The following is a 23,922-nucleotide window of genomic DNA, read 5'->3' on the forward strand; positions in this document are numbered from 1 at the left end:
TTCATCGCGGGGCCACCTTCGCGCTCATTAACTCTTGCCGTCAATCCGGAGGCATCATGCCGCCCGTTCCTTCAGCCGATACAGTTTTCGACATCGACGATATCTCCGGCGCCTTCGCGCTCGAAGTGACTGCCCGCTTCGACGAGATACAGGGTGCCTACTGGCAGCGGGTCCTCGATTTCGGGAGCGGCCCGCAGAACGGCAACATCATCCTCGCGCAGGTGGAGAACACCTCCGACATGATGTTCGCCCTCTACCAGGACGGCGTCGTCCACCGGGTCATCGCGCCGGACGCCATCGTGGCCGGGGAAGTGGCGACGTGGCGCATCGGCATAGACCCCGACGGCCGCATGTGGATCGAGAAGGACGGCGTGCTGGAGGACGAGATACAGGCCGTCGTGCCCGCCAATGTTCCCCGGATCAACGAATACATCGGGCAGTCGAACTGGGCGGACGACGACGATCTGATCGGCGCGGTCATGGGCATCGACGTGGTGCAGCCCGGCGACGACGGGCTGGCACCTGCGGACAACGACGAGGGCGCGCTTGCCGGGTCGTTCCGGATCGACCTTGCGGCGCGCGTCGATGACGTCTCCGGACGGGCGGACCAGGGGCTTGTGGCCTACGGCTCTGCGGACGGCAGCGCGTCGCTCGTGCTGGCGCAGGATGGCGCGTCCGACGGGCTGGTCCTGCAGCTGACGGTCGGAGAGGCCAGCTACACCGTCACTGCCCCCGGCGCGCTGGTTGCGGGAGAGCTTACCTCCCTTTCCGCAGGTCTGGATACGGATGGCACGCTGTGGCTGGCTCAGGACGGCGTGCGGCTGGGCGAGGTGGCGGCAGAGGTTCCCTCTGTCGTTCTGGAGCCGGTCTCCGTCGCCGACGATCTGGACGGGGTCATCCTCGGGCTGACCGTGACCACCGACGGCACCCTCCCGCCTGACGGGCCAACCGATCCTACTGACCCGTCAGATCCGGTCGATCCCACGGACCCGACTGACCCAACCGATCCGACTGACCCAACCGATCCCACGGATCCAACGGATCCCTACGACATCGGCCAGATCGACGGCGCCTTTGCCATCGCGGCCACGGTGCGGTTCGACGACATACAGGGCGGCAACTGGCAGCGGGTCTTCGATTTCGGCGACGGGCCGAACAGCAACAACATCCTGTTGTCGCAGGTCGAGAACACCTCGGACATGGTGCTGGAACTGCATCAGGGCGGCACGGTCTACCGCGTCATCGCCGAGGGCGCGATCGTGCAGGGCGAAACCGCCACATGGGGTGCCGGCATCGACGAAGACGGCACCATGTGGATCGAGAAGGACGGCGTGCTGCTGGCCGAGGCGGACGGAGCCGTGCCCGATCCCGGCCCCCGCGCCAACCTGCTGATCGGAGAATCGAACTGGCCCGACGATACGCCGCTGATCGGTGAGGTGATTGCCTTCGGCATGGACGGCACCGCCCCCGAAGACCCGAGCGATCCAACGGACCCGGTCGACCCAACTGACCCGACCGACCCAACTGATCCGACCGATCCCACTGACCCCACCGATCCCGTGGACCCCGTGGATCCCGGTCCCGTCGACCTGACCCGGCAGATGTTCATCGTCGCGCACCAGGACGACGACCTCCTGTTCATGAACCCGACGATCGCGGACCACCTCGCCGCCGGTCACGACGTCACCACGGTCTACCTCACCGCCGGCGACGCCGGGCAGGACGAGGCCTACTGGGGCGGACGGGAAGAGGGAATCAAGGACGCCTACAGCGTGATGACCGGCTCCGACGCGTGGCAGGAGGGGACGGCAACCGTCACACACGATGGCCAGGGTTTCGACCTTCACCACGCCACGCTCGCCGACCAGCCGAACCTCAACCTCTACTTCCTGCGCCTGCCGGACGGCTTCTCGGGCACAGGCTCCGACCTCTACGGCGGCGAGAGCCTCCCGAAACTGTGGGACGGGGAGATCGCCACCATCACCTCTGTCGACGACGCGGCGACCTATTCGCGCGACGACCTCGTGTCCGTCCTGTCCGGCCTGCTCGACACCCACCAGCCGGGGCAGGTGCACCTTCAGGACACCGAAAGCGACATCGAGCACCCCGACCACGTGCACAGCGCCTACTTCGCCGAAGCGGCCATCGCCGACCATCCCGGCGACATGCTCGTCACCAGCCACGTCGGCTACGAATCCTGGGGCTTCGAAGAGAACTTCACCCCCGAACAGCAGGCGCTGGTGACCGAGGTGTTCGAGGCCTACGCCGCCCACGACTCCGCCGTCACGACTCCCGAGGGCGCGATTGCAGAACCCTACACGGAGTGGGTGCTGCGGGAATACGTGCGCAGCGAGTACACCCACGAAGGCACCTACGAGGCGATGATGCTGGCCGAAGCGCCGGATGATCCGGCCCCGGAGGAGACCGAGGAGCCGCTGCTGGTCTGACCCAGACTCGCCCATAAGATGAAAACGCTATTGGAAAATCGCCCGCCCGTGTTACCGTAACGTCAATTCGTTTTCAGCACCGGGGCATTTTCATGTCGAACATTGCCGGCAAGGCCTATGCCATGAACGTGGTGACGCCCAGCCATCCCCGCATCACCTGGGTCAACCGCCTGTTGTTCATGGCGGCCCGCGGTTTGCCCGAGAACCTCGCCGGACTGCTGGGCCTGTCGCTGATCCACTTCGCCCGCTGGGTCATCATCCGTCGCAAGGACTGGCCGGACCTCGGTCAGGGCGAACAGCATCAGCTCGACAATGACTACGTGCTGTTCCTGTCGAACTTCAACGGCACCTGGGACCAGTACATCGACGCCTTCTCGGACGGGATTCCGAAGGGTCTGGACCTGTTCTGGTACTCCGCCACCAAGTATCCGCTTTCGATCCCGATCACGCCTTTCAAGAACTACATCACCCACAACCAGATCTTCACCGACCACTACTACAACGCCACGCCCGGCTCTGCGCAGCGCGACATCAAGTCGGCGCTGAAGGTCTATGATGCGGTCCTGACGCTGGACAAGGCACATGCCGACCAGTCGCCGGAGGCGTTCGCCGAAAGCTGGCGCGCGGCGATGACGAAGGTACAGGGCAACCTCGGCGAGCCCGGGTTCGGGCCGGTCGCCAGCCTCGACACCGAACGGGCTGACCAGAACCGCGAGGCCTATGTCCGCAAGGCGCAGGCGACGTTCGACCTCCGGCGTGCGAGGAACTGAGCCATGCCGGATCTCGACTCGGGCCATATCTTCCTGACGACGCTTGCACCGATCCGCGACGGCACCTGCGCAGACGGACACGGATCGTGGCGGCAGCGGGTGCGCAACGCGCTAATGGAACTGCCCACCGCCCAGCAAAGCCCCGCGACGATCAAGTCCGGCATGACCAGCCCCTTTGCGCGCAACATGCGCACACACCTTGCGCGGATGTTCGTGCTGGACGACGTGGTCTACAACGGACGCGAAGGGCACGACGCCATCGCATCGACCCTGCGCAGCCTGACCGGGGACAAGGACGCCGGCAATCCCGCGATCCCGCAGCACACCGACTTCCTCAATTGCTCATACCTCGTCTTCTGTGCCGACATCGACGCGGTGAAAATGGACGGAGCACCCCTTCCGACGACGCTGACCGCAGCCGAGCAAAGGGATGTACGCAAGTCGTATGCAATGGAGCTGTGGCGCACCATGGGGGAGGAGCTGAGCGCGATCTATTCCAACTGCGTGGGCTTCGACGATATCGACACGGCCGAGAAGTTCGCCGATTACCTCGACCGCTGCCACGTCGAAACGACGATGCCATTCCACGACTACTACATCGACGACCCGTCCGGCGCCTTTCACCGGCTGCCGCTCAAGGCGCTGGCAGCGGCTGTCGGCATTCCGGCCATCATCACGCTGCTGGCCTTGTTATGGGCGCTCTTCAGCAGCGCGCCCATGCCGGTGGTCGGCGGCAATCCGATCTGGACGGCTCTGATCGGCGGGGCGGTCACCTTCGGCGCCTTCGTGGCGTCGGTCAGATACGCCATCGCGAACGGAGAGAAACCCTTGCCGCCCGGGCCTTACGACGATCTGCGGTCCGTGCTGAAGGCGCTCTACGTGCAACAAAGCTTTGCCGATCTGGTCATCGACATGCAAGGCGCCTCGCCCGAGGAAATCCACGCCGCCTACGGCAGATGGTCCGCCGCGCACCGCCCCGCGGATGTGACAGGGCCAAGCCAGCCGCCCGGGATCCTCGAGACACCGCGCGCCGCCAGACCAACGGAGGGCGCGGCATGAGTTATCGTCTCGACCTCGATGACATACAGGGCAATGTGGTGCGTGCATACGGAAAGTATTCATATCCGTTCGCGCGCTACTTCTTCCTCAACATATCCGACCCGGCGAAGGGACGAGCGTTCGTCGGAGAGGTGTCGAAACGCGTGACAACCGCCGCCCGCTGGCCAACGCCGGACGCGAGGCCGCGCTGCACGCTGAACATCGGCTTCACCTTTTTCGGCCTGTTCCGGCTGGAGGTCCCGACCCGCACATTGCAGGCGCTGCCGGAGGAGTTCATCGCAGGCATGAAGGACCGGGCCTTCCTGCTGGGCGACCGTGACCAGACGATGACCGAGGATCAGGCCGACCGGCAGAACTGGGACGGCCACTGGGACCCGATCTGGCAGCGCAACCGGCGCGGCGACGGGTATGACGAAGACAACGTGCATATCTGGATCTCGCTGAACGCGCTGCGTGACGTGACGCCCGAACACGCGCTGGACGGCAAGCCCGATCCCAAGCTGACCCGCATGGACCCGGTGCCGGAGTTGGAGGAGACGACGCAATGGCTGCGCGACCTCTGCGCGGCCAATGGCGGGGTGCGCATCCTGCCGGGCAACGGGCAGGACGGCAGCGCCGATTTCCACGCGGCGCAGGCGGTCTTCGACAGGTTCGGTGACGTGTGGCTGCCGACGCCCAAGGAGCACTTCGGCTTCACCGATGGCATCGGCGACCCGATCTTTGCCGGGCAACTGCCGGAGAAGGACGAGAAGGAAGCCGTCATCGGGCGCGGCAAACGCATGGGCAAAGGGTGGGAGCCGCTGAACCCCGGAGAATTCATCCTCGGCCATCCCGACGAAAGCCAGGAATTGCCGCCCACCGCCAAACCGCCTGAGTTCATGCGCAACGGCAGCTTCATGGCATACCGCAAGCTGCACGAGAACATCGGCAGCTTCCGGGAGGTCATCGCCACGGAGGCCGAGCGCTACGCCCGCGTGCAGGGCATCCTGCCGGACGAGGCACAGGTGACCCTGCGCGCCCGGATGGTCGGACGCTGGCCAGACGGCATTCCGCTGGCGCATGCCCCCACGTTTTCCGACTGGCAGAAGGCCCGCACGGAAAACGGGCTGGACGACCCGAACCCGCTGAAGGCCTATGAGAATCAGATTGCATACATAAAGAGTACAAGGTCATCCGACTTCCGCTATGCCGACGACATGAAGGGGTACAGTACACCGCCGGGCGCGCACATGCGGCGGGTGAACACGCGCGATTACCTCGATCCGCTGAACGCGCCCGAAGGCGACAACCCGCAGGCCACGACCGCGCTGAACAAGCGGCGCCGGATCATGCGGCGCGGCCTTCCTTACGGCGCCCTGCCGCCCGAACAGCAAACCGACAAGACCGAACAGGGCGTCACGATGATGATCATCTGCGCCTCGCTCTTCCGGCAGTTCGAGTTCATCCAGCAGCAATGGATCCAGTACGGGCTGGATTTCCATCAGGGCAACGACACCTGCCCGATCCTCGGCAACCATGACAAACACCGCCGGATGGCCCTGCCCGCCGATCCACAGGGCGGTGGCTGCCCCTACACCATGAGCCAGCTCAAGACGGTGGTGCAGTGCCGGGGCGGCGACTACTTCTTCATTCCGTCGATCACGGCGCTGAGGATGCTGACCATGGGGGTCATCGACCCGACCTAGACGATCTCCGTATCGGACGCCCGTTCAAGGACGACCGTCAGCCCCATCAGTTCGTTGTCCTGGATAAAGTACGGCGCGATCACCAGCGACATTTCCTCATTGTCGACGGTGAACCGGACCTTGCCCGTCTCCCGCCGCTTCAGGACCTCGCTGCAATTGTCGATGAGGCGGGGAAACGATGCGTTCGGGAGTTGCACCTGGCTGATGTGGCCAAGGTGGGCGGCGCGTTCGGACAGGCCGAAGATCTCGATGGCCCGCTTCGACGCGCTCTTGATGTTGAGCATCTGGTCCAGCACCAGCAGGGGCAGCGGCAAGGCCTCGAGGATCGCGACCTGTTCGACGACCAGCTTGTTCAGCTCGTCGGTGTTGATCAGCAGTTCCTCGTTGACGGTGATCAGTTCCTCGTTCGTGGACTGCAGTTCCTCGTTCGAGGTCTCCAGTTCCTCGTTCGTGGACTGCAGCTCCTCGTTGGTGGATTGCAGTTCCTCGTTGGTCGACTGCAACTCCTCGTTGGAGGTCTGAAGCTCCTCCATCGTGATCTGCAGGGCCTCGCGCGCATCGGCCAGCTCGTTCTCGACATAGGCGAGATAGCCCGATGCCTCCTTGTTGTCGCCGTGGCTTTCGCGTTCCGAACTGATCTCCACCAGGTCGGTCTCGATGGAGACGAGGACGTAGCGCGTCTTGCCGTGCGGGGGCAGCGTCATGGGATAGCAGCGCAGGCGGGCACGGTTGAACCCTTGGCCGAGGATCTCTCGCCACAGGCCGTCGCGGGCCTTGTTGTACTTGAGACAGAGCGGGATGAGGCTGGCCGCCTCAGAGGCCAGCGCCTCCTTCAGGGTGTTCGTGGTCAGCCGTCCGCGCACCTCGTCGGTCACCTTGGTGAAGGCACTGATGTCGCCGAAGATCCGCACGAGGTCCTTCTGTTCATTGGCGAGGAACCCGACAGGCGCGACCGACGACGCCAGCACCTCGAACATTTCCTCGCTGCTGGAGTTCAACTCGCCGTTGCCATACTCCTTGCGCTTGTCGCGCTTCTGACGGCGGGGCGGGACGCCAAAGCGCACCAGCGCCTTGTGATCGAACGACGCACTTGTCCGCTTGCAGAACAGGCGCATCCGCTCGGCAACCTGTTCGAAATAGGGTGCCATCTCGCCCACGTTTTCGGACGTCCCGAGGAACAGCAGTCCGCCAGGCCGCAGCGCGTAGAGGATCCGCGACATGACCTTTTCCTGCAGCGAACTTTCGAAGTAGATCAGCGTGTTACGGAAGCTGACCAGATCGATCTCCGAGAACGGCGGGTCCTGAAACACGTTGTGGTGCGAGAAGAGCACCATCTTCCGTATCTCCGGCCTCACCCGAAGGAGGTTGTCGCTGAGGGTGAAGTAGCGGCACAGCATGGATTCCGGGATGCCCGCAGAGGCCGACGCCGGATAGACCCCGGCCCGCCCGCGCGCCAGCGCCGCGGCATCAAGGTCGGTGGCAAAGATCTGGACGCCGCGTTCGCCCTCCTTGCCGGTCAGCTTCAGCGCGTCGGCAATCAGGAACGCGATGGAGTACGCCTCTTCCCCCGAGGCACAGCCCGGCACCCAGACACGGATCGGCCGGTTGCCGACCTCGGCAAGATAGCGGCCCAGTTCACGCCGCAGCGCGTCGAACTGTTCGGAATCGCGGAAGAACCGCGTGACCGAGATCAGCAGGTCGCGGAACAGCGCGTCCAGCTCTTCAACATTGGTGCGGCAGAAGCTGACGTACCGCCCGTAATCATCGAACCCCTTGGCGATCATCCGGCGCTGGATGCGGCGGCTGACGGTCATTTCCTTGTAGTGGCGGAAATTGACCTTGGTCCGCGCCTGCAGCATGTGGAACAGGTCGTCGTACTCCGTCGGCTGCTCGACAAGCGCCTGCAGCTCGGAGAAGTCACGCGGGTGCGCGAGGATGGTCTTGAGCTGTTCGCCGATCTGGCGTGGCGACAGGATGAGGTCGATGGCCCCTGTCTCCACCGCCGAGGCAGGCATCGTGTCGTATTTCGCCGAACTGTTGTCCTGCGCAATGGTGACCCCGCCGGCCTCGCGGATGGCCTGCACCCCATAGCTGCCGTCGCTGCCGGTGCCCGACAGGACGATGCCGACGCTATGCTCTCCGTAGGATTCGGCGATGGACCTGAACAGCCGGTCGGCAGAGGGTTTCGGCTCTGCCGGCAGGCCGGACGGCGTGCGCAGGTGGACCATGCCGTCTTCCACGACCAGGTCGCTTTTCGGCACCGGGACGTAGATCGTGTTCGGCTCGATGGGCAGGGATTCCTGCACAGCCTTCACCGTCAGGCGCGTCTCTCTCGAGATCAGGGTGGGCAGGACGCTGGCATGATGCGGCGACATGTGCTGCGCGAGGATGTAGGCGCAGTTGAGATCCGTCGGCAGATGCTGGGCAAGCAGGGACATCGCTTCGAGCCCCCCGGCCGAAGCGGCGATGCCGACCACGGTCTGCTGATGTTCAGTCTCGCTCATTCAGTGTCCCCGGTACGGCGCGTCGAGCCCTCCGATCGCCGTTAAACTATTATTCACCTATCATCGTTTACACATGCTTAACGTGACGAATTCGGACGCGGGCGCGCGCCGAAAAAAGATAACGAATGGCATGGAATCGTTGCACCCATGAATGGATTCACCCCCAACGACTGCGGCACGATTGAACTCTGGCTTTTGCGCTCGGACCCGGACGAGATCTGGCACCTGGCAAATGCGCGTCTTCGCGGACGGATGCACTCCAACCGGATGGTTCCCGACGCGCCCGTGCCGCTGGAGGAGGTGTTCCAGCCGGTGATCGTGCAGATCCTTCTGGGACACCTTCAGTGCGTCGAAGACACGGCGGTGTTCAGCCAGTCGGATTTCCAGGTCCGGATACCCGGTCTGGCTCTGCACGGATTGCGTGTGCTGACCCATTTCAACCGGGACGGCCACGCCTCTGCCAACATCCGTTTCGTGCGCAGCGTCGGCGACAGCTCCGCCATTTTCCAGAAGAGTTACCGCACCGATCCGGCTGCAGACCACAGCCTGAGCGACATGGCCCTTCCCGTGCTGCAGGAACTGCTGTGCCCGGCGCTGGAGGCCTTCGATCACATCCTCGAACACGGGTTGTCAGAGCAGCAGACCGAGCTTTTGCAGGCCCGGGTCAAGACGATGCGCTCGCGGCGCGACGAGCTCTCGGATTACATCTCACTCCTGACCCGTTACCTCGAAGCGGTGGGCAACGATCCCGAGGAAGACAGGGACGCCCTGCACATCGGGCTGGACCGGGACGTGCCGGCGGTCGGCAGCGCGGGCAGGAACCGGGACATAGCCGCGCGGGTGATGTCCCGGAAAGGCACGCTCCATTGGACGGCAAAGCGCGGCATGGTGCGGGGGGACAACCTTGGCATCCTGCATGGCCATCAGAAGGCCATCGACACCATCAGCTGAACGCCATCACAGGTGCCGTCAGCAGGGGGCGCCCAGTCCAAGCCGGCCCAACACGCAGCGGCTCTCGTCGCAGATGCCTTCGAAGCCCTGCTGCTCCTTGTAGTGGGCCAGGGTGACAACCGCGTCGTACAAGGCCCAGCCGCGTGCCCGGCGCCAAAGGTCGTCGCTTGCGCCAAGGGCCTCCTGGAAGTTCGACATCTCCCATTCGGGCACCCAGCGCCACGCCACGGCCACGTCCGCCGCCGGATCTCCTACCGCGGCGCGGCCCCAGTCGATCACGCCGACCAGTTCGCCGTCGCGGACGATCATGTTCGACGCGCGCAGGTCGCCGTGCAGCCAGCGCGGCTTGCGCACCGGGCTTGCGTCCAGCGCGCTGAGCCAGGCCTCCCGCGCGGATTCCGGCTCGATCTCGTCGTCCATCTTCGAGAAGCACGTCAGCACCTGCTGTGTCACTTCCTTCAGGTTGACGCCGCGATAATTGTTGGCCTCCCCGGCGAGGGGCGCGTCCCGCGTAGACTTCTTCCAGAGCGCCTTCAGGAAGGTGGCGAGGGTCTGGACCGCCTCGGCCATGTCGGACACCTCGGTCTCCTCCGCCTCCACGCCGTCGATCCAGTCGACGATGGTGAACGGCCAGTTGAACTGCTGCGTCGGAGCGCCCAGCAACCGGGGCACCGGCACTTCCAGCGGCAGATCGGCAAGGCGCGGCAGCCAAGTGGCTTCGGTTTCGAGCATCTGCACGACTTCGGGCCGCCGCGGCAGACGAACGGCCCATTTGTCCCCGAGCCGGAACATCGCGTTGTCCGCGCCGGAGGCCGCCAGCGGCTGTACCTTCTGGCCACGCCACTTGGCGCCCTGGGCCTCCACCAGGGACCCGACCAACCTTTCGTCGGAAAGGATAACGACGTCGTGCATGTCGTCACTCCGGTAATTGACCACTCCACATAGACGTTTGCACGAAAGCCCGCCAAAGGCCAAGGCCACGAATGGATATGTGTCAGACCCGGACGGGTCCGCCACGCATGGCCTTGCTGCCGTGCCACAAGAGATAGACGGCGGCGAGCCCGAGCGCCGGAAGGAAGATCGCGCCTGCCTTCATCATCACGGCCACGGCCAGCACGAGACGCAGGATGGCTTCGGGCAGTCCGATGGAGCGCATGTCGAATCGCGCCAGCGCCCCCGCCATAAGGTAGAGCCCGAGCGCCAGCCGCGCGCCGACCGACGCGAGGCCCAGCCAGTCGATGCCCGGTCCGTAGCCCTCGATGTAGACCTGCGCACCTGTCGAGGTCGCAGGGTCCAGCTTTGCCGAATCGATCAGCAGGAGCTCGGGGTAGAAGGCGAAGACGAACGGCAGGACGAACATCACCACACCGGCGCGCACGGCGGCAAAGCCCGTGGCCATGGCGTCCGCCTTGGTGATCGACGCCGCCGCAAAGGCCGCGACGGCAACCGGCGGGGTGATCGCGCTCGCCACCGCGAAGAAGAAGATGAACATGTGCGCGGTGAAGGTCGCGATGCCCAGCCCCACGACCAGCGGCCCCATCAGCAACGCCACGTTGACGTAGGCGGGCACCGTCGGCATCCCCATGCCCAAAAGGATCGCCAGCAGCATCGTCACGAAGAGCGCCGCGAAGAGGAAGACACCGCCGCCCTGCACCTCCGCCCCGAAGGCGCGCAACAGTCCCAGCACGTCCCGTGCGACAAAGCCCGACAGCCCGGTGAAGTTCAGGCAGAAGTCGATGACGGAGACCGAAAGGAACATCAGGTAGAGGGTGGCGATCAGCACGCCCGCGTCCGCGAAGGCCCCGATCAGCGCGCGCGGCGCCTTGCGGAACTCGGGGTCGAGGCAGAACAGAGCGACCAGCAGCAGCACAGCCCACCAGCCCGCGGAGCCGGCGTCGCCGGCCGAGTTCTGGATGATCTGGAGCAGGAAGGGCAGGCTCTCCGCGACGCAGGCGGCCCCCTCACCGCTGCGCTCGACGCCCAGCAGCGTACCGAAGATTCCGCAGCCCACAGCCTCCTTGGGGGTGATGAGCAGCATCAGGATCAGGAGGATCGGAAGCAGGATCATCAGCAGGTTCAGCCGGTCCTGCCCGTTCAGCATCATCTCGGGTGTCTTGTCGCCGACGGCCTCGATGCCCTGCTTGCGGGCCTGGAAGTGGACCGTCAGGAACAGGCAGCCGAAGTAGGCGACGGCGGGGATCACCGCGGCGATGATGACCTCCCGGTAGGGCACGACGGTCATGGCCGACAGGACGAAGGCGGCAACGCCCATCACCGGCGGCATGATCTGCCCGCCGGAGGAGGCGGCCGCCTCCACCCCCCCCGCGAAGGTCTTGGAAAACCCGCGCCGCAGCATCATGGGAATGGTCAGGACGCCGGTCGACAGCACGTTCACCACCGGCCCGCCGGAGATGGTGCCGAACAGTGCGCTCGACACGATGGCGGCGTGGGCGGGCCCGCCCTTAAGCCGCCGGGTCCAGAGGAACGCCAGCTTGATCAGCGACTTGCCCCCAGCAGAGATCCCGAAGAGCGACCCCAGCACGATGTAGGGGAACACCGTCGACAGCAGGATTCCCATGAACCGGCCCAGCAGACCCTGGGCGTTGTTGACGAGGATATCCTCCACGTTGGGGCGCCCGTCCATCAGCGAACGCGGCTCTCCCCCCAGCTTGGTGATGAGGTACTTGTTCATGTCCTCGGACCCGAAGAAGTACCAGATGCCCACGGTGATCAGAGTGTAGGCGAAGATCAGGATCGCCACGGCCACCAGCGGGAAGCCCCAGACCCGCACGTTGTAGCCAAGGAAGACCGCGATGCCAGCGCCGACGATGGCGAAGATCCAGACACCGAGCGTGCGGATGCAGGCGGGGTCATCCACCGAGGTCGGTGCGGGCAGCCCATAGAGCTCGGCGAATTCCTTTTCATCCTGCAGGGCGCGGGCGATCAGCTCGGCCCGCTCGCCGGTGAACTGGTCGATCATGCAGACCGAGTCGATCTCGATCAGGTAGGCGGCGGACACCGCCACGGCCATCGTCACCAGCGCGATGTCCATGAAGGCCCCGAAGCGGCGGCGGCCCGGGCCGAAGCCGCGAACCGTCCAGTCCGCCCAGAACGAGTGGTTGCACGCCACCGTCAGCATCATCAGCACGAAGGCGATGGGATAGAGCCATTCGTAGGGGAATTTCCGGATCGCGAAGGCCGGGTTGCCGGTCCCGTCCTGCGCCCAGGCGTCCAGCCCGGGGATGGACGGAATGGTGTTGAGCATCCCGATGACCACGAGGATCAGGCCAAGCGCCTGCGCGGCACGTTTCAGGAACGGCATCTTGTCCGACATCTCAGGATCTCCCGGCAGAGGGGGCGGACCACGCGGCCCGCCCTGTCAGGTCACTTCGCGCAGTCCGGGACTTCGTACCCGGCTTCTTCCCATGCGGCGATGGCGCCGGGGTGGTACTTCAGCGTCAGCGCACCGCAGAATCCGGTGATCCGCTGATCCAGCACGTCGAAGTTGACGTTGCCCGCGTAGGGCGCGCGCTTTTCCAGTTCGGGGATCGAGGCGATGTAGGCCGCCGTGACCTCCTTCACCAGATCGTCGGGCAGGTCGGCGCGCACGTAGGTGGCAAACGGCACGCCCGGCGAGCGGAATGTGTCGTCCTCAGAGATCACGTTCACGCCCTGGTCCGGACCATAGCCCATGTCCGCGATCTTGACCTCCACCGGGCTGTTGCCGGGGGCCGAGAGGAACTTCTGCATCCCTTCGCTTTCCCAGATGTCCTTCGGGAAGGAGACGATGTTCACGTCACCCGCGGACAGCGCCATGACCACGCGGTCGGAGGGGAAGGTGATCGGGACGAGGAACGCCTCGGCAGAGCCGTCGACCAGCGCGGTCGGCAGCTGCCCCCAGTTGGTCTGGTAACCGGTGTAGTCCTCGCCGTCCTTGAACCCGCCCGAGCCCAGCAGGATCGTCTGCCGTCCGAGCGTCAGCGCCGCGCCGCGTGGCGGGCCGTTCCATACCGTGCGCCCCTTCAGGTCCTGGTAGGAGGTGATGTTCGACGCCACCGGCGCGAACAGCCCGTAGGCGCCCGCGTTGAAGGGCGCGATGGCACGGATGTTCTGCACAAGGTCCTTGCCGCCCTCACCGATGTTGGAGAACGGCCCGCGCCCGTTTTCCAGCAGGAAGTAGAGGATCGTGGGCGCCGTCACCATGTCGGACTTGCCCTCGGCCACGTTGACCATGGAGTTGGTGGCGGTCTGGCCTTCCTGCACCTGCACGTTGGCCACACCCTCGCGGGCGAGCACATCGGCGAGGTGCATCATCATCAGGTGCGGCGAGTTGCCCGCGCTCGATGTTTCGGCGCTCAGGTTGGCCTGCGCCTGCGCCGTGACACCCGTCACCGCAAGGGCGCCTGCAACGGCAGCCGTCTTCAAGAATGTCTTCATGGTTCTCCTCCCCAAGACATGGTTTCCTTTGTCATTCGCCGGGTGCGCCAGGCCTCCCGCCGCGCATGTCCCGGGCCTTGCGCCCGGTGTACTTGGCCGTGATTTCCTGCGGCAGCTCGGTCTCCTCCACGATCCCGATCAGCACGCCGGTACGGCCCGGCCCTGCAGTGCGCTCCTTCACGAAGGAGTCGTTCGACATGGTCGTTCGCGCCGCCGGGCGCCGCGCCCAGGCGTGCAGGCGGTCGTACATCCGCGCCCGGACATCTGCGTGGGCCTCGCTCGCGCCCAGGTCTTCCATCTCATGCGGGTCGTTCTTCAGGTCGAACAACATCGGCCGGTGACCACTTTCGAAGTGGATCATCTTCCAGTCGTGGTCCGCGACCATGAACATCCGCGACTGATCCGGATGCAGCCCCAGCCGGCCGGCCAGCGGACTGCTGGAATAGTCGTATTCGCAGACCACCACCTCGCGCTCAGGCGCCGCGCCGCCGCGGAGCATCGGCAGCAGCGACTGCCCTTCGAGGATGTGGTCCAGCTTCGTCGGATCGCCGCCAGCCACCTCCACGAAGGTCGGCAGGAAGTCGATGCACTCCACCAGCGCGTCAGAGGTCGTGCCGCGCGTGGCATCGGCCTCCGGCGAAGGGTCGTAGACGATCAGCGGCACCTTGACCGACGCCTCGTGGAAGAAGGTCTTTTCCCCCATCCAGTGGTCGCCCATGAAGTCGCCATGGTCGGAGGTCACGACGATCAGCGTGTCCTCCATCCGGCCGGTTCGCTCGAGGAAGTCGAACAGCACGCCCATCTGGTCGTCGCACTGCTTGATGAGGCCCATGTAGGCGCGCAGAACCTTCTCCCGCACCTCGTCGCGGGCCAGCGCCTTGCCGACGGGCGCATTCTGGAACCCCTTGAACACGGGGTGATCCGTCTCGCGCTCCGCCTCCGAGGCTATGCGCGGCAGGAAGTCCTGCGGCCCGTACATCGACGCATAGGGCTCCGGCACGATGTAGGGCCAGTGCGGCTTGATGTAGGACAGGTGGCAGCACCACGGTCCTTTCGCCTGCTCGATGAATTCGATGCCGCGGCGCGTCAGGTACGGGGTCTCGCTGTCCTCCTCGCGGATGTTCGCGGGCCGGTCGGAGTTTTCGAGGAACCAGCCGGACAGCACGTTGCCGTCGTCGTCCAGTCCCGAATTGGCATAGTCGTGCCAGGGGTTGTCGCTGTCGTAGCCCTTGCCGCGCAGGTATTCGTTGTACTTCAGCGCGCCGCCCTCGTCATAGAGCCCGTCCGGCCCCTCCGGGCGCATCCCGTCGTCACGCTCGAAGATGTCGAAACCGCATTCGCTGACCCGCGCGCCGATCACGCTGTCCGGTTCCAGTCCGAGGCGGCGCATCCCCTCGGCGTCGGCCGCCATGTGGGTCTTGCCCACCAGCCAGCAGCCCATGCCCAGATCGCGCAGATGGTCGCCCATCGTCAGCTCGCCGACCTTGAGCGGCACGTTGTTCCACGATGCGCCATGCGAATGCACGTAGCGCCCGGTGTAGGTCGACATCCGCGACGGTCCGCACAGCGGCGACTGGATCGTGCAGCGGTCGAAGCGCATCCCCTTCGACGCCAGCCGGTCGAGGTTCGGCGTCTGCAGATGCGGATGGCCGTAGCAGCTCAGGTAATCCCAGCGGAGCTGGTCGAACATGATGAACAGGATATTCTTCGGAGCCGCCATGCGCGCCGTTCCCCTCCCCTTGGACTGTCGCGCTCTGACGGCGCCATGCCACCAAACTACCGACCGGGCCCGGAAACATGAAATCGATTCTGCGCGTTATCTATATCGGATCGGATATAGATCGGAGTTGTCAGGCATAGTCCCGTGCCACGATCCGCACCGCATCGGCAAAGCGCGCGGCCTCCGGCGACAGCGCCCGCCCGGTGCGGAAGGAGATGCCGACCGACCCGGCCAGTTCCTCGCCCGACAGGCCCAGCTTCACCAGTTCGCCCTCCGCCAGTTCCCGCCGGATCGCGCCCAATGGAATGGCGGCGACGGAGGGCGTCTCGCGCAGAAAACTGCGGGTGAACTCGAAGGAAACCGTCTCGATCTGCCTGCGGAACCGGGCCAGCCCGCGCGCCGTCATGAACTTGTCCAGTTCGCGCCGGATGATTGTCCCGCCCAGCGGCACCACCACCAGTTCGGCGCCCACCTCGGACAACGTCACCTCTTCGGGCCGCGCTGCGAAAGGGTGGGTATGGTGCACGGCAAAGACGATGTCCTCGGGGTACAGGTGTTCGAAGCTGACGCCCTCCATGTGTTCCAGCGACAGGAGCCGGCCAAGCAGCATGTCGATCTCGCCCCGGTTCAGGCGCGTGATCAGTTCCGACACGTTGGCCCAGTGCAGCTCCAGATCGACGTCCGGGGTATCCGCCTTGAACATGACCGACGACCGCATGGCGAGGGTCCGCGCCACGTTGGGCAGCACGCCCACCGACACGCGCGGCACCGCCACCGTGCCACCCGCCAGGCGCACACCCTCTTCCATCTGCGAGACCGCCGGGTCGAGGTGCCGGCGCAGACGTTCGCCCGCCTCCGTCAGCGTCAGCCCGCGCCCGCCGCGTTCGAAAAGCGGCTGCCCGACGAGGGTCTCCAGCTCGGCCAGCGACCGCGAGACGGCGGGCTGGGAGGAGTTCATCTCTTTCGCAGCGGCAGTCATCGACCCGCAGCGTGCGATGGTCAGGAAGCAGCGGACATGCCGCATCCTCAGACGGTTCAGCAAGTTGACCTCCCCCTTGGGTCCGGGGCCAGCCTAGCGCCGCCCCGGGCAAAGGTCACGCCGTCAGCGGTTCTGCCGGTGCGGGCGCCTGCCCGTCGTAACCGCCCCAGACCGACTGATCGAAGTGGATCACCGCGCCGGTCATCATGCCGCTGTCGTCCGACGCCATCCACAAGACCGCCTTGGCGACCTCTGCCGGTTCCAATAGCCGCCCGAAAGGCATCGTCGCCGCCATGCGGTCGATGAAGCCTGCATCGCCCTGCTCCGCCTCCTGCAGCGCGCGCTCGTTGTCGGAGTTCATCCAGCCGATGTCGAGCTGGTTCACCCGTATGCCGTTGCGCATCAGCGCAAAGCCGGAGTTCCGCGTCAACGTGGCCAGAGCCGCCTTCGACGCGCAATAGGGTGCGATGAACGGCTGCCCCGCGTGTTCGGAGGTGGAGCCGATGTTGACCATCGTTCCCTTCACACCCTCCCGGCTCATCAGCTTGACCGCGTCCTGCATCAGGAAGAACGGCGCGCGGGTGTTGACCGCGAACATGCGGTCGAACATCTCGGGCGTGGTGTTCAGCAGGTTGCCCCGGTCGGTCAGACCGGCCGCATTCACCAGGATGTCGACCCGGCCGAACGCCTTGTCCACGGCGGGCATGATGGCCTGCACGTCCTCGACATTGGTAAGGTCGGCGGCGATCATTTCCACCGGGACGCCGGTCTCCTCGGTGATCGCGGCGGCGACCTTCCGGCCCTTGTCCACGCCGCGCCCGACAATCGCGATGCCCGCCGCACCCGCTTCGGCGAACAGCCGTGCGATGGCGGCGCCCAGACCCTGCGTACCTCCGGTGATGACGGCGATCTTTCCATCTATGCGGTTCATCTTCATACCCCCTGCCGCTGCCTGCGGCGCAATGCTTCCTGTCCGTCGCGCGCCTTGCGGACGCTTTCTCGTTCGTTGATTTCCGGCACGCCCACGTACCAATCGGCGCCGCCGTCGGTCCAGACATGGGCGTCCGTCTCGATCACCAGCACCGTGGTGCGGTCGGTGGTCTGCGCCCAGTCCATCGCGGTCTCGAGGTCGGCGAGGCTTTCGCAGAACCGCGCCTCTGCCCCCATCGCCCGCGCGTGGGCGGCAAAGTCGACGTGCAAGGGCGCATCCCGGTTCTGTACCCGCGCATCCTTCAGCAGGTTGTTGAAGCCCGGCACTCCCATGCCGGTCTGAAGCCGGTTGATCACGCCGAACCCGCCGTTGTCGCAGACCACCACGATCATCTTGTGGCCGGTCAGCACCGTCGAATAGATGTCGGAGTTCATCATCAGGTAGGACCCGTCGCCCACCATCACGATGGGCACCCCCTTGCCGTTCTTCGCCATGGCGTGCCCCCAGCCGCCCGCGATCTCGTAGCCCATGCAGGAAAAGCCGAACTCGAGGTCATAGGTGTGGGGCGCCTTTACCCGCCAGTTTTTAGCCGTCTCGCCCGGCAGTCCGCCCGCTGCGGTCACCATGGTGTCGTCGGGCGAGGCCTTGCGGTTCACCACGCCGATCACCTGCGCATAGGAGGGCACCGCCGCGTTTGTCGGCTTCTGCCCCTCGTCCAGCGCGCGGTTCCAGTCGGCGTACAGCTCCTGCGCGCGGGCCATCTGCGCCGGATCGCAAGCCCAGTCCCCCAGCGCCCCGTCCAGTTCGGCGATGCATTCCAGCGCGTCGCCGACCACCGGCAAGGCAAAGTGTTTCGACGCATCGAACCGCGCCGCGTTGATGTTCAGGAACCGCGCGTCGGGCGCAAAGGTCGTCCAGGATCCGGTGGTGAAGTCCTGCATGCGCGTGCCGACGGCGATCACGACGTCCGCGGTTTCTGCCAGCTCCTTCGAGGCATCCGTCCCCTCGATCCCCATGGCGCCGGTGTAGGCCGGGTGATCGTGAACGACGGCACCCTTGCCGGCGATGGTCTCGGTCATCGGGATGCCGCGCCGCACGGCGAAGTCGGCCAGTGCCTCGCCCGCACCGGAGTAGCGCACCCCACCACCCGAGATGATGAGCGGGCGCTTCGCCCCCTTCAGCAGCTCCACCGCCGCTGCGACCTCCGACCTTGCGGGACGGGGGCGCGGGATGGTCCAGACCTTCTCGGCAAAGAAGGCTTCGGGGTAGTCGTAGGCGATTTCCTGGATGTCCTGCGGCAGGCCAATGAAGGCCGGGCCGCAATCGGCAGGGTCCAGCATCGTCGTGACCGCCTGCGGCAGCGACGACAGGATCTGCGCCGGATGCACGATCCGGTCCCAGAAACGCGACACCGCCCGGAAGCCGTCGTTCACCGATGTGGAGGGGCAGCCGTAATGCTCCACCTGCTGCAGCACAGGGTCGGGCAGCCGGTTGACGAAGGTGTCCCCGGACAACAGCAGGACCGGCAGCCGGTTGGCATGGGCCACGCCTGCCGCGGTGATCATGTTGGTCGCCCCCGGCCCGACCGAAGAGGTCGCCACCATGATCTGTCGGCGGCGTTTCGCCTTGGCAAAGCCTACCGCGGCAAGGGCCATGGACTGCTCGTTCTGGCCGCGCCATGTTGGCAGCCGGTCCTGCACCTGTTCGAGGGCCTCCGACAAGCAGGTCACGTTGCCGTGGCCGAAGATCCCGAAGACGCCCGCGAACAGCGGAACGCGCTCGCCGTCGATCTCGGTGTGCTGGGCGCAAAGCCAGCGCACCAGCGCCTGCGCCATGGTCAGGCGGACTGTTGCCGTCATACCGATTCCTCCTCCTCTTTGGGGAAAAACCTACGGAACGATTATTGACAATGCAACGCCCTTGCAACGATCATTGCAGAAACGTCGGGAGGACCCAATGACCAGAATCGCATTGCTCGGCTGCGGCCGGATCGGACGCATGCACGCCGAGATCATCGCAGCCCACCCGCGCGCCACGCTTGCCGGGGTTTTCGACACGCATTCGCCCAGCTCGGAGGAGGTCGCCGTCAGGCTGGGCGTGCTGCAGTACGACTCGCCCGAGGCCGCCTTTGCCTCCGACGCCGATGCCGTGCTGATCGCCACGCCGACCGCGACCCACGTCGATTTCATCAAGGCCGCCGTCGCCGCAAACAAGGCCGTGCTCTGCGAAAAGCCCGTGGACCTCGACCTCGCCCGCGCAAGGCAATGCGCCGAGGACGTGAAGGGGGCCAGCGCCCCCATCATGATCGGCTTCTGCCGCCGCTTCGATCCCGGCCACCGCGCCGCCCGTGCCGCCCACCGCAACGGCCAGCTTGGCGACCTGCATCAGGTTGTCATCACCTCCCGCGATCCCGGCATGGCACCAGACGGCTACATCGAGACCTCCGGCGGCATCTTCCGCGACATGACGATCCACGACCTCGACCTCGCCCGCTTCATGCTGGACGAGGAGGTGACCCACGTCACCGCCACCGGCGCGCGTCTGGTGGCGCCCGAGCTGATGGAACGTTGCGGCGACTACGACACGGTGACGGTCATCCTGACCACCGCCTCTGGCAAGCAGGCGATCATCACCAACTCGCGCGAGGCGGTCTACGGCTACGACCAGCGGGTCGAACTGTTCGGATCGGGCGGCATGGCGCTGTCCGACAACCACCGGGAAAACGCGGCAGAGGTCTGGGGCAAGGGCTTCACCCGCCACGCCGCTCCGCTCCAGCACTTCTTCATCGAGCGTTACCGGGCCGCCTTCATCGCTGAAATCGACAACTTCGTCGACGCCTGCGCCGGGACCGCCGCGCCCGAGGTGTCGCTGGACGACGGGGTGAAGGCGCTGGCGCTGGCCGAGGCCTGCTTTCGCTCCATCGCCGAAGCCCGGACAATCGCGGTAAAGGACGTCTGACATGAAGAACAAGCTCAAGGCCCTCTGGGCCGAAGGCAAACCGGCGCTGAACGGCTGGTGCTCCATCGGCAATCCCTTCACGGCCGAGATCATGGCCGCGCAGGGGTACGACTCTGTGACTGTCGACTGGCAGCACGGCGCGATCGGCTACGCCGACATGCAGGCGATGCTGCAGTCCATGCGCGCCAGCGGCGTGACGCTGATGGCCCGTGTCCCGTGGCTCGATCCGGCGGCGGTCATGAAGGCGCTGGATGCCGGCGCGATGGGCATCGTCTGCCCGATGATCAACTCCCGCGCAGAGGCGGAGCGCTTCGTTTCCTACATGCGCTATCCGCCGCACGGCCAGCGCAGTTTCGGCCCGACGCGGGCGGGTTTCGCCATGCCCGGCTACGGCCCGCAGATGAACGACGAGGTGCTGGCGCTGGCGATGATCGAAACGCAGGGCGGCGTCGACAACCTCGAGGACATTGCCTCCACCCCCGGCCTCGACGGGATCTACGTCGGACCGGCGGACCTCACGCTCGGCACGCAGGGCGGGCGGCTGCCCCCCGGCTTCGACCGGCAGGAACCGGAAATGATCGACCTCATCAAGCGCATCGCGCAGGTCTGCAAGGCCAACGGCATCAAGGCCTGCCTGCATTGCGGGACACCGGATTACGCGGCGCAGGCCGTCGGCTGGGGCTACGACCTGACCACCGTCGGCGGCGACTCGCGGCTGCTGGCCGCGGCGGCCAGCGCCTCCGTCAAACGGTTCCGCGACCTGACCGGCGCGGGCGCAGATGGCAACGAAGGAGCCTACTGATGCCCCACGTCCTTGTCGCCGGAAAGCTGCACCAGCTCGGGCGCGATATCCTCGAATCCGCCCCGGACATCACGGCCACCTACATCGACGACATCTCGGAAGACAGCTACACGCCCCACATCGCCAAGGCCGATGCGCTGCTGATCCGCACGCAGGCGCTGACCTCGCCGACCATAGACCGGGCAGAGCGGCTGAAGGTCGTCTCGCGGCACGGGGTCGGCTACGACGCCGTCGATGTCGCGGCCCTGAACGAACGGGGTATCGCCTTGGCGGTCTGCGGCGACGTGAACTCCACCTCCGTCGCCGAACACGCCTGCATGCTGATCCTCGCCGCCTTCAAGCGCGCGCTGCGGGCCGACGTGGCGGTGCGGCGCGGGCCATGGGGCTGGCGCAACCAGCTCGAATCGCAGGACATCCGCGGCCGCAACCTGCTGATCCTCGGCTTCGGGCGGATCGGCCAGAACACCGCCCGGATGATGTCGGGCTTCGGCATGAACATCCGCGCCCACGACCCCTACCTGCACCGCCACGGCTGGCCGGACGGCGGCATTCCCGCGTTCGAGGACCTGGGTGAGGCACTGGGCTGGGCCGACGTGATCTCTGTCAGCGCGCCCAAGGGCGACCGGCCCCTGATCGGCGCGGCAGAGTTCGAGGCGATGAAACCCGGCGTGGTGATCGTGAACACCGCCCGCGGCGGCATCGTGGACGAACGGGAACTGGCGAAGCATCTGAAATCGGGCAAGGTCTCTGCCGCGGGGCTCGACGTGTTCGAAGCGGAACCGCTGCCGGCGATTCACCCGCTGAAGGGCTTCGACCAAGTGATCCTCTCGCCCCACATCGCGGGCGTGACCGAGGGCGCGGCGCAGCGCATGGCGGTCTCGTCGGCGCAGAACGTCCTCGACTTCTTTGCCGGGACGCTCGACCCGGCGCTGATCGTCAACCGGGCGCAGATCGGACGATGACGGCAACCGCGCCCCCGGCAGACTACGAGGAGCTCATCCGCCTGATCCACGACCGGTTCGACGGCATGAGCAAGACCTACCAGCAGATCGCGGAGTACCTCACGCAGAACCCAAACGAGGTCGCCGTCCTGTCGGTCAACGCCAGCGCGGCGCAGTGCGGGATACATGCCTCCAGCTTCGTGCGGTTCGCGCAGGCGCTCGGTTACTCCGGTTTCAAGGACCTGCAGGCGCTGTTCCAGCGGCGCCTGTCGACCGCCGCCCCGGGGTTCGAGGCGCGCAAGCGGGCGCTCGAAGGCGACCTGCGCCAGCATGGCGGCACCGCACCCGACGCGCTGCAGGACCTCGTGGTGCGCGACATCGCCTCCCTTCAGGACCTGCTGGACCGCACCGACCCGGAGGCCATGACCCGCGCGGCCGAGATGATCGACAACGCCCAGACCGTCTACCTGATCGGCCAGTTGCGGTCGGAGCCGGTGGTCGTCCTTTTGCGCTACATCCTGACGATGCTGGGCAAACCCTGCGTGTTGCTCGATGCCTCCGGCGGGCTGGCGACGCACATGGCCCGGAACATGGCCGCGTCCGACCTTCTGATCGCCGTGGCCTTCCGCTTCTACGCCAACGAGGTGGTCAACGTCGTGGAAGAGACCGCCCGGAAGGGCACCCCGGTGATCGCGATCTCCGACAGCACGCTTTCACCGCTGAACAAGCCCGCGACACTGCTGTTCGCAGTGCCGGAGCATGACTACACCTTCTCCCGCTCTCTGGCGGCGCCGATGTGCCTGGCGCAGGCATTGATGGTCGCGGTCGCTGCGCGGTCCCAGCCGGGGGTCGAGCCGCCGCGCATCCCGACCGTCACGACGCGCTAGATTTCGTCGACCCGAAGCCGGTCCTTGTGGGTCAGGGCATGGCGGGCGATCTCCTCCAGCGGGGCGAACCACGCGTCGCCCGACGACAGCACCCCCTCCAGCCAGCGCTCCATCGCCTGCCAGCGGGCCAGCCGCCCGGTGAGGAAGGGATGCAGCACAGGCATCCAGAACCCACCGACGGAATGCGCCGCCTCGTATTCCTCGATGAACCCGCGGATGCCGTCCGAAGGTGCGCGCACCGGCATCAGGTAGCCGATCTCCTCGAAATGCGCGAAGGGCGGCCAGTCGTCGTTGCCCCAATGCGGCGGCAGTTCCAGAAGGTCGCCGTTCCGGGCCTTCAGAAGGTACGGCATCTCGTCCGCCATCAGCGAACTGTCGTACAGGAACCCTTCGTCGATCAGCCGCCCGATCACCCCGGGCGTGGCGTTGTAGACCGGCGCGCGGTAGCCGCGCGGCTTCTGCCCCGTCAGTCGGACATGCACCTCCATCGCACGCCCGAACAACTCGGCCTCGACCTCGTCGGAATGCCCCATCGGGTCCTCGTGGCGCCAGGAATGATGACCGATCTCGTGCCCGTCCTTCAGGATCGCCTCCACCGTGGCCGGGTAGGTCTCCATCACCCAGGCAGGCATGAAGAAGGTCTGGGTCAGACCGAACCGCCGATAGGTGTCGAGGATACGCGGCACCGCCACCGTCGGCCCGTAGCGCCCCATGCTGACCGGTGCGAGCCGCAGGTGGCCGTCCTCTGGCCGCGCATTGCGGATCAGGCTGTCGGCGTCCACGTCGAAAGTGATCGCGGCGGCCAGACGTTTTCCGTCCGGCCAGGGCAAGGGGTTCAGCAACATGGTGGG

Annotated in this window: 18 protein-coding genes; 9 read left to right on the forward strand and 9 right to left on the reverse strand. The window is 65.9% G+C overall.

The genetic code is table 11. From position 1 onward, the window contains the following. Positions 1-56: 56 nt before the first annotated feature. The 4 genes from ACU0DV_RS12155 (at position 57) to ACU0DV_RS12170 (ending at position 5,961) form a co-directional block, all read left to right on the forward strand. Positions 57-2,447: a PIG-L family deacetylase gene (locus ACU0DV_RS12155; RefSeq protein WP_446242600.1), complete on the forward strand. Its 2,391-nt coding sequence runs from the start codon at positions 57-59 to the stop codon at positions 2,445-2,447. 92 nt (positions 2,448-2,539) lie between these two features. Beyond that, positions 2,540-3,217 carry a hypothetical protein gene (locus ACU0DV_RS12160; protein ID WP_446242599.1) on the forward strand — a complete coding sequence of 226 codons (678 nt, stop codon included), beginning with the start codon at positions 2,540-2,542 and terminating at the stop codon, positions 3,215-3,217. Positions 3,218-3,220: 3 nt separating this feature from the next. Beyond that, positions 3,221-4,276, forward strand: coding sequence for a hypothetical protein (locus ACU0DV_RS12165; protein ID WP_446242598.1), 1,056 nt, complete (start codon positions 3,221-3,223; stop codon positions 4,274-4,276). Then, positions 4,273-5,961 carry a Dyp-type peroxidase gene (locus tag ACU0DV_RS12170; protein WP_446242597.1) on the forward strand — a complete coding sequence of 563 codons (1,689 nt, stop codon included), beginning with the start codon at positions 4,273-4,275 and terminating at the stop codon, positions 5,959-5,961. The genes ACU0DV_RS12165 and ACU0DV_RS12170 overlap by 4 nt, the downstream gene beginning before the upstream one ends. On the opposite strand, the gene ACU0DV_RS12175 is transcribed toward ACU0DV_RS12170, so the two are convergent. Beyond that, complete coding sequence (locus ACU0DV_RS12175; protein ID WP_446242596.1) at positions 5,958-8,465, reverse strand: chemotaxis protein CheB; 2,508 nt, start codon at positions 8,463-8,465, stop codon at positions 5,958-5,960. The genes ACU0DV_RS12170 and ACU0DV_RS12175 overlap by 4 nt on opposite strands. A gap of 147 nt (positions 8,466-8,612) precedes the next feature. On the opposite strand from ACU0DV_RS12175, the gene ACU0DV_RS12180 reads away from it, so the two are divergent. Beyond that, entirely contained in the window at positions 8,613-9,416 is an 804-nt protein-coding gene (locus ACU0DV_RS12180; RefSeq protein WP_283981411.1) for a hypothetical protein, read from the forward strand. An 18-nt stretch (positions 9,417-9,434) separates the two neighbouring features. Here ACU0DV_RS12180 and ACU0DV_RS12185 read toward each other — a convergent pair whose 3' ends face one another. The 7 genes from ACU0DV_RS12185 to iolD form a co-directional block, all read right to left on the reverse strand. Beyond that, positions 9,435-10,328, reverse strand: coding sequence for an aminoglycoside phosphotransferase family protein (locus ACU0DV_RS12185; RefSeq protein ID WP_100928944.1), 894 nt, complete (start codon positions 10,326-10,328; stop codon positions 9,435-9,437). Positions 10,329-10,410: 82 nt separating this feature from the next. Further along, entirely contained in the window at positions 10,411-12,750 is a 2,340-nt protein-coding gene (locus ACU0DV_RS12190; RefSeq protein ID WP_446242595.1) for a TRAP transporter permease, read from the reverse strand. Between the two features lie 50 nt (positions 12,751-12,800). After that, positions 12,801-13,853, reverse strand: a complete 1,053-nt coding sequence (locus ACU0DV_RS12195) for a TAXI family TRAP transporter solute-binding subunit (RefSeq protein WP_446242594.1) — start codon at positions 13,851-13,853, stop codon at positions 12,801-12,803. 31 nt (positions 13,854-13,884) lie between these two features. Beyond that, the gene (locus ACU0DV_RS12200) at positions 13,885-15,573 is read right to left on the reverse strand and encodes a sulfatase-like hydrolase/transferase (protein WP_446242593.1); all 1,689 of its coding nucleotides are present in this window, start codon (positions 15,571-15,573) and stop codon (positions 13,885-13,887) included. A 130-nt stretch (positions 15,574-15,703) separates the two neighbouring features. Next, positions 15,704-16,615: a LysR substrate-binding domain-containing protein gene (locus ACU0DV_RS12205; RefSeq protein ID WP_446242592.1), complete on the reverse strand. Its 912-nt coding sequence runs from the start codon at positions 16,613-16,615 to the stop codon at positions 15,704-15,706. A 52-nt stretch (positions 16,616-16,667) separates the two neighbouring features. Beyond that, a complete protein-coding gene (locus ACU0DV_RS12210; protein WP_446242591.1) occupies positions 16,668-17,483 on the reverse strand; it encodes an SDR family oxidoreductase in 816 nt (271 codons plus the stop codon). A gap of 2 nt (positions 17,484-17,485) precedes the next feature. Further along, positions 17,486-19,342 carry a 3D-(3,5/4)-trihydroxycyclohexane-1,2-dione acylhydrolase (decyclizing) gene (gene iolD, locus ACU0DV_RS12215; RefSeq protein WP_446242590.1) on the reverse strand — a complete coding sequence of 619 codons (1,857 nt, stop codon included), beginning with the start codon at positions 19,340-19,342 and terminating at the stop codon, positions 17,486-17,488. 97 nt (positions 19,343-19,439) lie between these two features. Between iolD and iolG the strand changes: the two genes are divergently transcribed. The 4 genes from iolG to ACU0DV_RS12235 are packed head-to-tail and all read left to right on the forward strand — an operon-like array spanning position 19,440 to position 23,071. Further along, positions 19,440-20,441 (forward strand): inositol 2-dehydrogenase, encoded by a 1,002-nt coding sequence (gene iolG / locus ACU0DV_RS12220; RefSeq protein WP_283981419.1) that lies wholly within the window; start codon positions 19,440-19,442, stop codon positions 20,439-20,441. A gap of 1 nt (position 20,442) precedes the next feature. Further along, positions 20,443-21,243 carry an HpcH/HpaI aldolase family protein gene (locus ACU0DV_RS12225; RefSeq protein ID WP_446242589.1) on the forward strand — a complete coding sequence of 267 codons (801 nt, stop codon included), beginning with the start codon at positions 20,443-20,445 and terminating at the stop codon, positions 21,241-21,243. After that, positions 21,243-22,205: a hydroxyacid dehydrogenase gene (locus ACU0DV_RS12230; protein ID WP_370312968.1), complete on the forward strand. Its 963-nt coding sequence runs from the start codon at positions 21,243-21,245 to the stop codon at positions 22,203-22,205. Before ACU0DV_RS12225 ends, ACU0DV_RS12230 begins: the two co-directional genes overlap by 1 nt. Further along, on the forward strand, positions 22,202-23,071 hold the full coding sequence (locus ACU0DV_RS12235) for a MurR/RpiR family transcriptional regulator (protein ID WP_446242588.1): 870 nt from the start codon (positions 22,202-22,204) through the stop codon (positions 23,069-23,071). The genes ACU0DV_RS12230 and ACU0DV_RS12235 overlap by 4 nt, the downstream gene beginning before the upstream one ends. Here the strand turns inward: ACU0DV_RS12235 and ACU0DV_RS12240 are convergent. After that, entirely contained in the window at positions 23,068-23,916 is an 849-nt protein-coding gene (locus ACU0DV_RS12240; protein WP_446242587.1) for a polysaccharide deacetylase family protein, read from the reverse strand. The genes ACU0DV_RS12235 and ACU0DV_RS12240 overlap by 4 nt on opposite strands. Positions 23,917-23,922 lie beyond the last annotated feature (6 nt).

The organism is Sagittula sp., from assembly GCF_052825245.1.

Excerpts from the sequence above, each read along its gene's own strand:
- ACU0DV_RS12195 (WP_446242594.1), bottom strand. The coding sequence starts at position 13,853 with ATGAAGACATTCTTGAAGACGGCTGCCGTTGCAGGCGCCCTTGCGGTG.
- ACU0DV_RS12180 (WP_283981411.1), top strand. The coding sequence starts at position 8,613 with ATGAATGGATTCACCCCCAACGACTGCGGCACGATTGAACTCTGGCTT.
- ACU0DV_RS12210 (WP_446242591.1), bottom strand. The coding sequence starts at position 17,483 with ATGAACCGCATAGATGGAAAGATCGCCGTCATCACCGGAGGTACGCAG.
- iolG (WP_283981419.1), top strand. The coding sequence starts at position 19,440 with ATGACCAGAATCGCATTGCTCGGCTGCGGCCGGATCGGACGCATGCAC.
- ACU0DV_RS12235 (WP_446242588.1), top strand. The coding sequence starts at position 22,202 with ATGACGGCAACCGCGCCCCCGGCAGACTACGAGGAGCTCATCCGCCTG.
- ACU0DV_RS12155 (WP_446242600.1), top strand. The coding sequence starts at position 57 with ATGCCGCCCGTTCCTTCAGCCGATACAGTTTTCGACATCGACGATATC.
- ACU0DV_RS12160 (WP_446242599.1), top strand. The coding sequence starts at position 2,540 with ATGTCGAACATTGCCGGCAAGGCCTATGCCATGAACGTGGTGACGCCC.
- ACU0DV_RS12165 (WP_446242598.1), top strand. The coding sequence starts at position 3,221 with ATGCCGGATCTCGACTCGGGCCATATCTTCCTGACGACGCTTGCACCG.
- iolD (WP_446242590.1), bottom strand. The coding sequence starts at position 19,342 with ATGACGGCAACAGTCCGCCTGACCATGGCGCAGGCGCTGGTGCGCTGG.
- ACU0DV_RS12200 (WP_446242593.1), bottom strand. The coding sequence starts at position 15,573 with ATGGCGGCTCCGAAGAATATCCTGTTCATCATGTTCGACCAGCTCCGC.
- ACU0DV_RS12170 (WP_446242597.1), top strand. The coding sequence starts at position 4,273 with ATGAGTTATCGTCTCGACCTCGATGACATACAGGGCAATGTGGTGCGT.
- ACU0DV_RS12185 (WP_100928944.1), bottom strand. The coding sequence starts at position 10,328 with ATGCACGACGTCGTTATCCTTTCCGACGAAAGGTTGGTCGGGTCCCTG.
- ACU0DV_RS12175 (WP_446242596.1), bottom strand. The coding sequence starts at position 8,465 with ATGAGCGAGACTGAACATCAGCAGACCGTGGTCGGCATCGCCGCTTCG.
- ACU0DV_RS12240 (WP_446242587.1), bottom strand. The coding sequence starts at position 23,916 with ATGTTGCTGAACCCCTTGCCCTGGCCGGACGGAAAACGTCTGGCCGCC.
- ACU0DV_RS12190 (WP_446242595.1), bottom strand. The coding sequence starts at position 12,750 with ATGTCGGACAAGATGCCGTTCCTGAAACGTGCCGCGCAGGCGCTTGGC.
- ACU0DV_RS12230 (WP_370312968.1), top strand. The coding sequence starts at position 21,243 with ATGCCCCACGTCCTTGTCGCCGGAAAGCTGCACCAGCTCGGGCGCGAT.
- ACU0DV_RS12225 (WP_446242589.1), top strand. The coding sequence starts at position 20,443 with ATGAAGAACAAGCTCAAGGCCCTCTGGGCCGAAGGCAAACCGGCGCTG.